Source organism: Streptomyces sp. KL109B, from assembly GCF_030766935.1.
Taxonomy (GTDB): domain Bacteria; phylum Actinomycetota; class Actinomycetes; order Streptomycetales; family Streptomycetaceae; genus Streptomyces.
On the sequence record NZ_JASERL010000002.1, the window covers coordinates 238,137 to 252,435 of the forward strand.

Consider the following 14,299-nt stretch of genomic DNA (forward strand, 5'->3'; position numbering starts at 1 on the left):
GACCGCTACGCCACCTTCTTCCGTCCGGTCGCGTCGGCGAGCTGGTCGGCCGCCGCCTTCAGCACGGAGCGCGGGTCCTTGCCGCGCAGCGTCGCGCTGTTGACGGCGGCGGTGACGATGTCGGTCGCCTTGGCGTCGTCGTCGGTGTACTCGACGGGCGGGATGCTCTGGGCGAGGCGGGCGAAGACGGCGTTGGTGGCCTGCCCGCCGAAGTAGTCCTGCTTCCGGCTCAGATAGGGGTCGTCGAGCGCGGGGAGGTAGGACGGGAACAGCCCTTCGCGCTTGAGCATGGACACCTGATTGGTCCGGCTGGCGAGTACGGAGCGGAGGAACTCCCAGGCCAGATCGGGGTTCTTGCTCTGCGCGGGGATGCTGAGGGTGGAGCCGCCGACGTTCGATGTGCGGGTGCCGTCGGCGGTGAATCCGGGCAGCGGCACGACGCCGAACTTCCCCTTCAGCTCGGGCATTTCGCCGGTGAGGGTGCCGGTCCACCAGGCGGCGGTGGGCGTGCTGGTGGCCTTGCCCTCCTTGGTTCCGGTGACGAGGCCGTCCCAGCCCTTCTCGTAGTCGATGAGGCCGTGTTCGGCGAGGTCCCGCAGGACGGTGAGCGCGGCGACGGCCGCCGGGGTGTCGAGGGCGACGCGGCCACCCTTGAAGTAGAGCTGCCCCTGCTGCTGGAGCAGCATCGGGAAGATCCCGGGGTCGGTGGTGTCGGCGATGATCGCCTTGCGCCCGGTCGCCTTCTTGACCCGTACGCTCGCGTCGACGAAGTCGGCCCACGTCTCAAGGGACTTGGGGTCGACGCGGGCCGCGCGGAAGTGGTCGCGGCGGTAGTACAGGCCGCACGGCCCGATGTCCCAGGGCAGCGCGAACACCTTGCCGCGGTCCGCGCCACCGACGACGGTGCGCCACGCGGCACGGTCGAAGTCACCGCCGTAGCGCCCGCCGCGCTCGCCCAAGTCGTAGAACCCGGTGGGGAAGTTGGCGGTGTACCGGGGCAGATAGCTCCCCTCCATGGTGAGCACGTCGGCGAGTCCGGTGCCGCCCCGCAACCCCACCGTGATCTTGTCGTACGCGTTGTCGTAGCCGATGTCGACGACCTTGATCCGGGTGCCGGGGTGCCGTCGCTCGAAGGTGCGGGCGAAGCGTTTCAGGGCGCCGGCGGCCGTGTCCCACGACCAGACGGTGATGGCCCCGGAGAGCTTCTTGCCGCCCTCCGGGTCGCCGCCGGAGCCGTCGCCGGAGTCACCGCCCGCGCCGTCGAGTTCGCGCTCCTGTCCGCCTGCCCCGCCCGCGCCACCCATGGCACAGCCGCTGACCAGGGCGGACGCCGAGGCTGCGAGTCCTGCGCCGACAACTCGGCGCCGGGTTGGTCCTGTTGACACTCTTGCCTCCTGGAGCCTGAATGCCTAATGCTGTATTCAGAACACTGAATGACGGCCCCGGTCGTCAAGAGTCGTGCACACAAAGTCTTCTTGGCCCCGCCGCCGCCCACTCCCACCACCACGCGGCCCGCGAGCCATGCCCCCGGATGAACCGGACCACCTCCGCCCAACCGAAAGGCGCGGCATGACGTCGACACAGGACGAGACCTTCGAGCCGTCCACCCACCCGTACATTCCGAACGCCACCCCGGCCGTGCGCCGGGCGATGCTCGACGAGATCGGCGCGGCGAGCGTCGAGGAGTTCTACGCCGACATCCCCGCCGGCATCCGCCTGCACCGCCCGCTCGACCTGCCGCCCGCGCTGCGCTCCGAGGCCGAACTCGTGCGCCACATGGAGCGGTTGCTCGCCCGCAACACCTCCACCCGCGAGACCCTGAGCTTCCTCGGCTCCGGCTGCTACCAGCACCACGTCCCCGCCGTCGTCGACGAGGTCGTGAACCGCAGCGAGTTCCTCACCGCGTACGCGGGCGAGCCGTACGAGGACCACGGCCGGTTCCAGGCGATGTGGGAGTACCAGTCGCTGATGGCCGAGCTGCTCGACGTCGAGGTCGTCAACGTCCCGGTGTACGACGGCTTCCAGGCCGTCGGTACCGCGCTGCGCATGGCGGGCCGCGTCACCGACCGCCGCCGCCTGCTCATCGCGTCGTCGGTGGACGCCGACAAACTCTCCCGCGTACGCGACTATGTGCGCCCCGACCACGACGTGGTGGTGGTCCCGGTGGATCCGGCGACGGGCGGCGCCGACCTCGACGCCGTACGCGCCGAGTTGGCAACCGGCGACGTGGCGGCCGTCTACGCCGAGTCCCCCTCCGCCCTCGGTGTCATCGACGCCCACCTCCCCGACCTGGCCGAACTCGCCCACGCCGCAGGCGCGTTGTACGTCGTCGGCTGCAACCCGATCACGCTCGGCGTCCTCGCGCCCCCGACCTCGTACGGGGCGGACATCGCGTGCGGGGACATCCAGCCGCTCGGCATCCACCAGAGCTTCGGCGGCGGCAACGCCGGGTTCATCGCCACGCGCGACGAGGAGCGCCTGGTCGCCGAGTTCCCGACCCGCCTCTTCGGGATCGCGCCGACCGAGGTCGAGGGCGAGTACGGCTTCGGCGACGTGGCCTGGGAGCGCACCTCCTTCGCGCGCCGCGAGGAGGGCAAGGAGTGGGTCGGCACCGCGTCCGCGCTGCACGGCATCGGCGCCGGTGTCTACCTCGCCCTGATGGGCCCGCAGGGCATGCGCGAGATCGGCGACACGATCCTCAAACTGACGGCGTACGCACGCGAGCGCCTCTCCCAAGTCCCTGGCGTCGACGTCCCCTTCGGCGCCGACGTCCCCCACTTCGCCGACTTCACCGTCCGCTACACCGGCTCCCGCACGGCCGCCGAGATCCGGGCGGACCTGCGCGGCCGGGGCATCTTCGGCGGCGTACCGACCGGCGAGCGCGAGGCCGCGTTCTGCGTCACCGAGGTCCACACCACGGCAGACATCGACCTGCTCGCCACCACCCTTGAGGAGATCGTCAAGTGAGCGCCCACACCACTCCCGTGTCCGTCTCCCCCGAGGAGGCCCGCATCGCGCCGAAGCCGCGGCTGCGCCGCTTCCACCAGGCGTCCTGGGACGAGGACCTGATCTTCGACCTCAGCTCACCGGGCGAACGCGGAGTCCTGGTCCCGCGGCCCGATCCGTCCCTCCCGGAGCCGGAGCTCCCCGCCGCACTCCGCCGCACGCACGCGCCCGCTCTCCCGGAGATGTCCCAACAGCAGGTCCTGCGCCACTACTTGAGGCTGTCGCAGGAGAACCTGGGCGCGGACCTGAACATCGACGTCGGCCAGGGCACCTGCACCATGAAGTACAGCCCCAAGGTCAACGACCAGTTCGTCCGCGACCCGCGTATCTCGGCCCTGCACCCCCTCCAGGACGAGGACACGGTCCAGGGCGTCCTCCAGACCGTCCACGACCTGGAGGGCCTCCTGAAGGAGATCTCCGGTATGGACCGGGTGTCCCTCCAGCCCGCCGCCGGCTCGGCCGCGATCTACACCAACATCGCCATGATCCGCGCCTACTTCGCCGCGCGCGGCGAACTGGACCAGCGCGACGAGGTCATCACCACCATCTTCTCCCACCCCTCGAACGCGGCCTGCGCGAAGACGGCCGGGTTCAAGGTGATCACGCTCCACCCCGACGCCGACGGCTACCCCGACATCGAGGCCCTGAAGGCGGCGGTCGGCCCCCGCACGGCGGCGCTGATGATCACCAACCCCGAGGACACGGGCATCTACAACCCGCGCATCGAGGAGTTCGTCCGCACCGTCCACGAGGCGGGCGGCCTGTGCTCCTACGACCAGGCCAACGCCAACGGCATCCTCGGCATCACCCGCGCCCGCGACGCCGGTTTCGACCTGTGCCACTTCAACCTGCACAAGACGTTCTCGACGCCGCACGCCTGCGGAGGCCCTGCGGCGGGCGCGAGCGCGGTCACGGAGGACCTGGCCCCCTACCTCCCCCGCCCGACGATCGATTTCGACGGCGAGCGCTACCACTTGAACGACGACCGCCCCGAATCGATCGGCAAGATGCGCCCGTTCTACGGGGTGATCCCGAACCTGGTCCGCGCCTACGCCTGGATCATGGCCCTCGGCGCCGACGGCCTCCGCGCGGCGGCGGAGACAGCGGTCCTGAACAACAACTACCTCCTCCACAAGGTCCGCCAAATCCACGGCGTCTCGGTCCCCTACGCCGAGGGCCGCCCGCGCGTCGAACAGGTCCGCTACAGCTGGGAGAGGCTCTACGAGGACACGGGCGTGCACTCGGAGGAGATCGGCCTGCGGGCCGCCGACTTCGGCACCCACTACTGGACCAGCCACCACCCGTACCTCGTCCCGGAACCCATGACCCTCGAACCGACGGAGTCGTACACCCGGGCCGACCTCGACGAGTTCGCGGCGATCCTCACGGAGGTCGCCCGCGAGGCCTACGAGTCCACGGACACCGTCCACACGGCCCCGCACCGCTCCACGATCCACCGCGTCCGCCCCGACGCCCTGGAGGACCCCAGGACGTGGGCGGTCTCCTACCGCGCCTACCGCCGCAAGGTCCTGGACGCCCGGTCATGACACCCGCTCCCCGCGTGGGCCTCCTGGTCAACCCGATCGCCGGCCTCGGCGGCCGGGTCGGCCTCGGCGGCACGGACGGCCCCGACCGCGCCCACCAAGCCCTTCTCCTGGGCGCGACCCCACTGGCCGCGACAAGGGCAACGGAGGCGCTCCGCGAACTCCGCTCCCGCGGTTCCGCCCCCTTGATCGTGACGGGCCCGGGCCCCCTGGGAGAAGACGCAGCGCAAGCATCCGGGCTACGTGTGCAAGTAGTGACCAAGAGGGGCGCGAGGAACCACGCACCGCTCCCCGGACAACCCGACACAGGCCCTCCCGCCCCCACCACTCCACCGGCCAGGGGCGCGAGGAACCGCGCACCGCTCCCCGGGGAACGCCCCACAGGCACTCCCAAACCCACCACTCCACCGGCCAGGGGCGCGGGGAACTGCGCACCGCTCCCCGGGGAACGCCCCACAGGCACTCCCGAACCCACCACTCCACCGGCCAGGGGCGCGGGGAACTGCGCGCCCAACCCCGACCCACGCGGCACGGAGCCAACCCTCACCACCACTCCGGAGGACACCCGCACCACGACCACCGCCATCCTCAACGCCGGCGTAGACCTCCTCCTCTTCGCCGGCGGCGACGGAACCGCCCGCGACATCCTCACCGCACTCAACGGCACACCCCAACCAGTCCTCGGCATCCCCACCGGCGTCAAAATGCACTCCGCCGTCTTCGCCGTCGGCCCCCGCGCCGCAGGCGAAGTCGCCCACGCCCACCTCACCGGCACCGCCCACACCCACGCCGCGGAAGTCATGGACCGCGACGAAGCCGCGCTCAAAGAGGGCCGCACCGCCTCCCACCTCCACGGCTGGCTCCACGTCCCCCACGTCCCCACCCGCGTACAACAACGCAAAACGGGCAGCACCACCACCCCCACCGACACCACCACCGGCATCGCCGCGGAACTCGCCGCCCACATCGGCGACGCCACCCTCATCCTCGGCCCGGGAACCACCACCCGCTCCGTGGCGGCAGCCCTCGGCGCGGACTCATCGCTCACAGGCGTGGACGTCCTGGACGTCCGCGACGGCCACGCGAAAGCGATCACCCTCGACGCCCCAGAGGAAGAACTCCTCGCCCACATCGACCCCACCCGCCCCACATGGGTGGCGGTCTCCCCCATCGGCGGCCAGGGCTTCCTCCTGGGCCGCGGCAACCAGCAGATCTCACCCCGCGTGCTGCGCGCGACCGGCGGAAAGCCCCACCTCCTCGTCCTCTGCCCGGAACAGAAACTCGCCGCCCTCCACGGCCGCCCCCTCCTCCTCGACACCGGCGACCCCGCCCTGGACGCCGAACTCACCGGCCACGCCCGCGTAATCACCGGCCGCCACCACATCTCCCTCTACCGCACCACGCACTAGCACCGACCCCAGGAGCCCTCATGATCGACCTCACCGGTAAGCGCGCCATCGTCACCGGCGGAGCCACCGGCATCGGCCGCGCCACCGCCCACGTACTCGCCGAACTCGGCGCCCGCGTCGTCGTCGCCGACGTCGACGCGGACGGCGGCGAACAGACGGCGAAGGACATCGACGGCACCTTCGTCCACTGCGACGTCTCGAACCGCACGGACTGCGAAACGGTCGTCGCGACAGCGCACACCCAACTCGGCGGCGTGGACATCCTCTTCAACAACGCCGGCATCATCCGCCGCTCCACGGTCTGCGAGATCACCGAGGAGGACTGGGACCAGGTGATGGCGGTCAACGTCCGCTCGATCCTCCTGATGAGCCGCCTCGTCATCCCCGGCATGAAGGAACGCGGCGGCGGCTCCATCATCAACACCGGTTCCGGCTGGGGGATTTCGGGCGGCGCGAGCGCGGTGTCGTACTGCGCGTCGAAGGGCGCCGTCGTCAACATGACCCGCGCGATGGCCATCGACCACGGCCCGGCGAACATCCGCGTCAACTGCGTCTGCCCCGGCGACACCGCCACCGGCATGCTCGCCGACGAGGCCCGCCAGCTCGGCGAGAGCCCCGACTCCTTCTACACGGACGCCGCCGACCGGCCGCTCGGCCGCATCGGACAGCCGCGCGACATCGGGCAGACCGTGGCGTTCCTGGCATCCGACGCATCGGCGTTCATCAGCGGGGCGATCATCCCGGTGGACGGAGCCGGTACCGCCTGAGCGGCGGCGTAACAGATAATCGAGCGGACCGACCGGGGAAGGGCTGCCGCACATGCCAATCGACAACCGACCGCTGCGCGAGCAGGTGAAGGAAGAGCTGCTCAGGCGGCTCGGCAGCGGCACGATCGCGACGAACGAGCCGATCAACGAGGGGCAGCTCGCCACCGAGCTCGGCGTGAGCCGCACGCCGCTGCGCGAGGCACTGATCACGTTGGAGCGCGAGGGTGTCATCACCAGCGAGCGCGGCAAGGGCTTCCGTTTCACGCCGCTGAGCGCCCAGGAGTTCCGCGACCTCACCGCGATCGTCGCCACGCTCGAAGCGCTCGCCCTCGAATCGAGCCCGCCCGAGCACCTGGCGGAGATCGCTCCGCGCCTGCTCGAGCAGGCCCGCGCGTTCTCCGCCCCGCAGGCCCCGCACGACGTCATAGAGCAGTACGACGACGCGTGGCACGACCTGCTCCTTTCGGGCTGCGCGAACGACCGCCTGATGAAGCTGATCACGTCCCTGAAGGTGACGATGCACCGCTACGAGCGGGTGGCGCTCGGCAACCAGGACATCCTGGAGCGCTCGGCCGTCGAGCACGAGCGGATCGCGGAGTGCGTCACCCGCGGCGACATCCCCGCCGCGGCGCAGGCGCTCAAGGACAACTGGAACAGCGGCATGGACCGCATCCTGGAACACCTCAAGGACTGACCCGCGTACGCCACGAGGGCACGGCAGCACATCGGTGCGCCGTGCCCTCGTTCCGTGCTGTTGACACGGACCCGCCGGAGCGAGATCTTCATCCCTGACTCGGTGCGCAAAACTGCACGCTCGCACCGGACTTCACGCACAACTAAACAACAGCTGGTCATTCTGAGCGGAGATGCACCTCATGCGAAGACTGCACCAACGGCACCCCCGGCGAACCCAACGGCACCCCCGGCGAAGAAGCGCCCGCACCCTCGCCGCCTGGCTCACCGCCGCCCTCGCCGCGGCCCTCCTCGCCGCCCCCGCACACCAGGCGGGCGCGGCCACCCCACGCGGCGGTGTCCTCGACGCCGACCACAAGAGCGTCACGTGGCAGAGCCCCACCTACGCCTCCGGCACGGTCGACGACCCCAAGAAGTGTCCGTCGGCCGAAGAGGACCCGGACGGCAAGACGTGCGATCGCTTCGACCTCAAGGTGTCGGTCCCCGACGGGTATTGGGACGACAACCCCGAGGGCGGCGTCCCGGTCTCGATCGAGTGGGCGAAGCAGCCCAAGGACGACTTCGACATGTACGTCTACGACGACGCGGGCAAGCAGGTCGCGTCCAGCGCGGGCACCGCCGACCCCGAGGCGACGGTCGTACCGAAGGCGAACGGCACGTACCACGTGGTGGTCGTCCCGTACGACGTGCACGACAACTCCTTTGTCGGCAAGGCCTACTTGCCCGAGACGACGGACGCCGGGAACCTCACGTCCTTCACCGGCGACGACGGCGGCTACACGGTCGCCGCAGGAGACCTCAAGGCGCGCGCCGACTTCCTGAAGGGCGGTCAACTCCACCTCCAGGCCGACCCGTCGGGCGATTTCACCGATCCGACGAAGGGTCAGATCGTGCGCGAGCGCCCCGCCGTCGACCCGCACACCACGTCCTTCGACGCGGGCGCCTACTACGGCATCCGTTCCGCCGACGCCGTCCTGCGCGTCTACAAGAAGCCGCTGCGCTTCGGCCTCTACAAGGCCGACAACAGGACGCGGATCTGGCAGGAGGACAAGCCGCTGCGCTGGTCAACGGGCGGCATGCGGCAGAGCCTGGAGCGCGGGGCCGACGAGCAGTTCTTCGGCGGCGGCGAACAGAACGGTTCGTTCTCGCACCGCGACAGGACGGTCCGCGTCGCGAACAACACGGACTGGGACGAGGGCGGCTACCCCAACTCGCAGCCGTTCTACCTCTCTTCGGCCGGTTACGGCGTCTACCGGAACACCTTCGCGCCCGGCGTCTACGACTTCGGCCCCTCGGTCCACACCGGCCAGCAGGAACGCCGCCTGGACGCCTACTACTTCCTCGGTGACGCCAAGCAGGCCATCGGCAAGTACACGGCGCTGGTCGGCAGGCCGTTCATGCCGCCGGTCTACGGCCTCGAACCCGGCGACGCCGACTGCTACTTGCACAACGCCAACCAGGGCGAGCGGCACACCCTCGACTCGCTCAAGGTCGCCGACAAGTACGTCGAGAACCAGCTGCCGCTCGGCTGGATGCTCGTCAACGACGGCTACGGCTGCGGCTACGAGAACCTCGCCGAGACCGCCAAGGGCCTCCAGGACCGCGGCGCCGAACTCGGCCTGTGGACGCAGGACGGCATCGACAAGCTCGCCGACCAGGTGAAGGCGGGCCAGCGCGTCGCCAAGCTGGACGTCGCCTGGGTCGGCAACGGTTACGGCATGGCCCTCGACGCCTGCGACAAGGCGAAGGCCGGCATCGAGGACAACAGCGACGCCCGCGGCTTCGTCTGGATGCCGGTGTCCTGGGCGGGCGCCCAGCGCTGCGCGGTCCTCTGGTCGGGCGACCAGAAGCTGTCCTGGGACTTCGTGCGCTGGCAGATCCCGACGTACGCGGGCGCCACGCTGTCCGGCATCGCGTACAACACCGGTGACATCGGCTCGATCTACTCGCACGACGCGAAGATGTACGCGCGCGACCTCCAGGCCAAGACGTTCCTTCCGGCCGTCATGACGATGGACGGCTGGGCCCGCGACATGACCACGGGCGAGAAGATCAACCAGCAGCCGTGGGTGGACGGCGAGCCGTACACCTCCGTCAACCGCAAGTATCTGCACCTGCGCGAGCGCCTCATGCCGTACCTGTACACGCTCGCCAAGCAGGCCTCGGACACCGGCGTCGGCGGCGTACGGCCGCTGTGGCTGGAGTACCCGAAGGACCCCAACACCCTTGGCGCGGAGGCCAAGTACGAGTATCTGGCGGGCGAGGACTTCCTCGTCGCGCCGGTCTACAAGGACGCCGACACCCGCGACGGCATCTACCTGCCGAAGGGCACGTGGACCGACTACTGGACGGGCAAGGAGTACAAGGGCCCGACCACGATCGACGGCTACCACGCCCCGCTCGACACACTTCCGCTCTTCGTGAAGTCGGGGGCGATCGTGCCGATGTGGCCCAAGGGGACGACCTCGTGGAAGACGCGTGACAAGGGGCAACTCGGCTATGACGTCTACGCGTCGGAGCCGGGCCACCACTCGTACACGCTCTACGAGGACGACGGGGTGACCCGCGAGTTCAAGGACGGCGCGTCGGCGACGCAGCGGGTGACCGTGGACACCAGCGCCTCGGGTTCGGCCATCAACGTCGGTGCCAGCAAGGGCAGTTACGCGGGCAAGCCCGGCGAGCGCGCGTACACCTTCACGGTGCACGGCAAGGCGGCACCTGAGCGGGTGAGCGTGAACGGCCGCCCGTTGAGCGCCAGTTCATGGTCGTACGACGAGAAGGCACATGTGACGAAGGTCCGTACGGCGTCGCTTCCTACGGACAAGGCGTTCACGGTGCGCCTGAGCGGCTGACGGGACAGAAGAGAACGGAAGAGGGGGGTCGGCCCGCACCGGCGGGCCGACCCCCGTACCGCTCAGTCCACCCGCTCCGACTCGTGCCACCCCGAGTGCAGCGCCCGGTACTCCTCGGGCGTCGCCTTCGGCACGTACGTGCCGGGGCCGAACATCGCCTTGGCGAGCCGCGCCCGCATCCGCTGCCGGACGGAGAACCTGCGCTCCACTCCGTTCTCGTCGAAGCGCGGCCCCAACTCGTAGGCCCTGGGCTGCTCGTGGGCGTTGAGCGTGTAGAGCTCGGCGCGCGTGAGCGGCTCGTGGACCTCGATGAACTCGCCGTGCGGGAGGCGTTTGATCTGCCCGGACTCGCGGCCGTGCAGGGCCTTCTCGCGGTCGCGGTGCTGGAGCCCCTGGCAGACCCGTTTGGTGACGACGAACACGAGGACGGGCACGACGAAGCAGCTGATGCGCACGAACCAGGTGATGGCGTTGATCGAGAGGTGGAGTTTCGTGGCGACGATGTCGTTGCCGCCGCCGATGAGCAGCACCGCGTACAGCGACAGCCAGGCCGCGCCGATGCCGGTCCTGACCGGCTTGTTGCGTGGCCGGTCGGCCGTGTGGTGCTCGCGTTTGTCGCCGGTGATCCACGCCTCCAGGAACGGATACACCAGCATGAAGGAGAGGATCACCGGGAACAGCGTGAACGGGATGAAGACGCCCAGTTGCAGCGTGTGCCCCCAGGCGCTGATCTCCCACGCGGGCATCACGCGGATCAGCCCCTCGGAGAAGCCGAGGTACCAGTCGGGCTGCGCGCCCGTCGTGACGAGATCCGTTCTGTAGGGCCCGAAGGCCCACACCGGGTTGATGGTCGCCACCGCTCCGAGCAGCGCGAGCACCCCGAAGACGAGGAAGAAGAACCCGCCCGCCTTCGCCACGTAGATCGGGAAGAAGGGCGCCCCCGTGACCCGCTTCTCGCCGCGTCCGGGGCCCGCGAACTGGGTGTGCTTGTGGTAGAAGACCAGGATCAGATGGAGCGCCACCAGGCCCAGCATGATCCCCGGCAGCAGCAGGATGTGGATCGGGTAGAGCCGCGAGATGAAGTCGTCGCCGGGGAACTCGCCGCCGAAGAGGAACATCGCCAGGTACGTGCCCACGACCGGCACCGAGAGTATGGCGCCCTGCGCGAACTTGAGGCCCGTGCCCGACAGCAGGTCGTCGGGGAGCGAGTAGCCGGTCAGGCCGGTGACGATGCCGAGGAACAGCAGGGTCCAGCCGAAGGCCCAGTTCAGCTCGCGGGGCTTGCGGAACGCGCCGGTGAAGAAGACGCGCATCATGTGCACGGTCATCCCGGCGACAAAGACGAGCGCGGCCCAGTGGTGGATCTGCCGGATGAGCAACCCGCCGCGCACGTCGAAGCTGATGTGCAGCGTCGACTCGTACGCCTGGGTCATCCGGATGCCCTTGAGCGGGACGTACGTGCCGTTGTAGACGACTTCCTGGGTGCTCGGGTCGAAGTAGAGGGTCAGATAGACGCCGGTGAGGATGAGGACGATGAAGCTGTAGAGGCAGATCTCGCCGAGCATGAACGACCAGTGGTCGGGAAAGACCTTGCGCATCTGGGACTTGGCCAGTTGGTAGATCCCGAGCCGGCCGTCCGCCCAGTCGGCGAGACGCTCTCCGGAGCTCGGGGGGTTCCTGTCGCCTCGCGTACGTCCGCTGTCATCGCTCATGCGAATCCCCCTCAAGGCCGTTGAGGCTCCCGTCAGGGTAGAGCGGGTGGCGGTGGCACCGACAGAGGGCGACGCGGCTATTGCGCCCCGGTCGCCGGCTCCCGCCCCTCGGCCATCCGCTCCATGGCGGCCTCCACGGTGCGCGTGTGCGCCAGGGCCGCCTCGGCCGCCGCCTCCGGGTCGCGGCGCGCGATGGCGTCGGCGAGGTCGTCGTGGGCGTTCGCGCCGGGCAGCTCCGGCGTCCAGTTCGGGAGCAGCGAGGCGATGCTGTCGCGGACCGATTCGACGATGCTCTCGTACAGCTCGGCCATCAGCGGGTTGCCGCTCGCGGCGACGACGGCCCGGTGGAACTCGACGTCCCGCTCGACGTACGCGGCCGCGTCGTCGCTCTCCCGGGCGCGGCGCCTGGCGAGGAGGGCGGAGAGGATGCGGGCGAGGTCTTCCTCGCCGCGGTGGGCCGCCGCCGCGGGCGCCGCCTCCCGTTCGAGGGCGAGGCGGACCTGCAGGATGTGCGTCAACTCGGCGCGGCGCAGGCGGCGTTGGAGTGCGGCGTTGAGGTCGCTTGCGGCGCGTACGTAGGTGCCGTCGCCGCGCCGGGCTTCGAGGAGGCCGGTGTGGCACAGGGCGCGGACGGCTTCCCGCACCGTGTTCCGGCCCACGCCGAGGTCCTCGACGAGGCGGCCCTCCGCCGGGATGCGGTCGCCGACGGCCCACTCGCCGCGTTCGATGCGGCCCTCGATCTGCCGGATGGTGCGTTGGACCAGGGTGGCCGGTTCGGACACGGGTGGCCTTTCTCGGGAACGGTGCGGCTGGGTGTGGCTGGGTGCGGTCACCAAAATATCCCATGTCTGGGTGGAAGCACGAGGGTGGTAAGGGTTGATTTGCGGCTATATATTCCGGGCCTGAAGCGAAACATGGGATGTTACGTTGGGTCGCATGTCGCAGACCGATCCAGCGCCCGCACCGGGCTTGACGTCCCGGGGCGCTGCCCCGGACCCCGCTCCTCAATCGCCGGAGGGGCTGAAAAGAACCGCCGGCGCGCCGGCCGCCGGCATCCTCGCCGCCGGCATCCTCCTCATCGCCATGAACCTCCGCCCCGGCGTCGTCTCCGTCTCGCCCGAGCTCGACACGATCCGCCGCTCCACCGGGCTCAGCGGCTCGCTCGCGGGGCTGCTCACCACGCTGCCGATCCTCTGCTTCGGGCTGCTCGCGCCGTTCGCGGCGAAGCTGTCGCGGCGCATCGGCATGACGCGGGCGCTCGGCGCGATGATGGCGCTGCTCACGGCGGGCATCGCGCTGCGCCTCGCGCCCGGACTGCCCGCGCTGTTCGCCGGGACCGTGCTCATCGGCGCCGCGATATCCCTCTCGAACGTCCTCGTGCCCAGCGTCATCAAGCGCAACTTCCAGCGCCGTACGGGGCTGATGATGGGCCTGTACTCGGTGGCGCTGTTCTGCGGCGCCGCCCTCGCGGCCGGGGTGACCGTGCCGCTCGGGGACGCGCTCGGGCTCGGCTGGCGTGGGGCGATCGGCGTGTGGGCGGTGCTTTCGGCGCTCGCGTTCGCCCTGTGGCTGCCGCAGCTGCGCCGCTCCGACGCGCCGCCCGCGACGGCCCCGGACGCCGACAACTCCCGTACGCCGCTGCGCCGTTCACCGCTCGCGTGGAAGATCACGCTCCTGATGGGGCTCCAGTCGCTGCAGTACTACGCGTGCGCCGCGTGGATCCCGGCGATGCTCACCAGCCAGGGCATGGACGGGACGCAGGCCGGGTGGATGCTGTCCGTGATGAGCCTCGCGGGCATCGCGGGTTCGCTCGCCTTCACGGCGCTCGTCGGCCGGTCGAAGACCCAGGTGGCGCTCGCAGTCACCGGATCGCTCCTCGTACTCGGCTCCGTGCTCGGCCTGTTGGTGGCCCCGGTGGGCGGCGCGTACGCCTGGATGCTGATGCAGGGCTTCGGCTGCGGCCTCCTCATCAGCACCTCGCTCGCCGTGATCGTGCTGCGCTCCCCCGACGCGGCGCGCGCCGCCGAGATGTCGGGGATGGCGCAGAGCGTCGGCTATCTGCTCGCCGCCGCGGGCCCGTTCCTGCTCGGCGCGCTGCACGACGCGACGGGCGGCTGGACGGTGCCGCTGGTGATGCTCGCGGTGCTGTGCGTGCCGATGGGGCTCGCGGGTGTGGGCGCGGGGCGGAACCGGCAGCTCAGCGCCTGAGAGCAGACCCGTCTCACCTCTTGAGCAACAGCGTTTCTTAAGCAACTCCGCGACAAAAGTCAACCGTTGACCTGCTCCCCCTCCGCTGCCATCTTGACAAGCGCTTTC

At 70.1% G+C, this 14,299-nt stretch carries 10 protein-coding genes; 7 read left to right on the plus strand and 3 right to left on the minus strand.

The annotated features are described in order from the left end of the window. Positions 1 to 5: 5 nt before the first annotated feature. The gene (locus tag RBJ65_RS07045; RefSeq protein WP_306316525.1) at positions 6 to 1,385 is read right to left on the minus strand and encodes a sugar ABC transporter substrate-binding protein; all 1,380 of its coding nucleotides are present in this window, start codon (positions 1,383 to 1,385) and stop codon (positions 6 to 8) included. 184 nt (positions 1,386 to 1,569) lie between these two features. Between RBJ65_RS07045 and gcvPA the strand changes: the two genes are divergently transcribed. From gcvPA to RBJ65_RS07075, 6 genes are all read left to right on the plus strand, one after another. Further along, on the plus strand, positions 1,570 to 2,967 hold the full coding sequence (gene gcvPA, locus RBJ65_RS07050; protein ID WP_306316524.1) for an aminomethyl-transferring glycine dehydrogenase subunit GcvPA: 1,398 nt from the start codon (positions 1,570 to 1,572) through the stop codon (positions 2,965 to 2,967). Continuing rightward, a complete protein-coding gene (gene gcvPB / locus RBJ65_RS07055) occupies positions 2,964 to 4,553 on the plus strand; it encodes an aminomethyl-transferring glycine dehydrogenase subunit GcvPB (protein ID WP_306316523.1) in 1,590 nt (529 codons plus the stop codon). Before gcvPA ends, gcvPB begins: the two co-directional genes overlap by 4 nt. Further along, positions 4,550 to 5,959 (plus strand): ATP-NAD kinase family protein, encoded by a 1,410-nt coding sequence (locus tag RBJ65_RS07060; protein ID WP_306316522.1) that lies wholly within the window; start codon positions 4,550 to 4,552, stop codon positions 5,957 to 5,959. Before gcvPB ends, RBJ65_RS07060 begins: the two co-directional genes overlap by 4 nt. A gap of 20 nt (positions 5,960 to 5,979) precedes the next feature. Further along, the gene (locus RBJ65_RS07065; RefSeq protein ID WP_306316521.1) at positions 5,980 to 6,726 is read left to right on the plus strand and encodes an SDR family NAD(P)-dependent oxidoreductase; all 747 of its coding nucleotides are present in this window, start codon (positions 5,980 to 5,982) and stop codon (positions 6,724 to 6,726) included. A 52-nt stretch (positions 6,727 to 6,778) separates the two neighbouring features. Then, complete coding sequence (locus RBJ65_RS07070; protein WP_306316520.1) at positions 6,779 to 7,420, plus strand: GntR family transcriptional regulator; 642 nt, start codon at positions 6,779 to 6,781, stop codon at positions 7,418 to 7,420. Positions 7,421 to 7,601: 181 nt separating this feature from the next. After that, positions 7,602 to 10,271 (plus strand): TIM-barrel domain-containing protein, encoded by a 2,670-nt coding sequence (locus RBJ65_RS07075; protein WP_306316519.1) that lies wholly within the window; start codon positions 7,602 to 7,604, stop codon positions 10,269 to 10,271. A gap of 62 nt (positions 10,272 to 10,333) precedes the next feature. Here the strand turns inward: RBJ65_RS07075 and RBJ65_RS07080 are convergent, their stop codons facing one another. Then, a complete protein-coding gene (locus tag RBJ65_RS07080; RefSeq protein ID WP_306316518.1) occupies positions 10,334 to 11,983 on the minus strand; it encodes a cytochrome bc complex cytochrome b subunit in 1,650 nt (549 codons plus the stop codon). Positions 11,984 to 12,060: 77 nt separating this feature from the next. Continuing rightward, positions 12,061 to 12,765, minus strand: a complete 705-nt coding sequence (locus RBJ65_RS07085) for a FadR/GntR family transcriptional regulator (RefSeq protein ID WP_306316517.1) — start codon at positions 12,763 to 12,765, stop codon at positions 12,061 to 12,063. Between the two features lie 154 nt (positions 12,766 to 12,919). On the opposite strand from RBJ65_RS07085, the gene RBJ65_RS07090 reads away from it, so the two are divergent. Then, the gene (locus RBJ65_RS07090) at positions 12,920 to 14,191 is read left to right on the plus strand and encodes an MFS transporter (RefSeq protein WP_306316516.1); all 1,272 of its coding nucleotides are present in this window, start codon (positions 12,920 to 12,922) and stop codon (positions 14,189 to 14,191) included. Positions 14,192 to 14,299 lie beyond the last annotated feature (108 nt).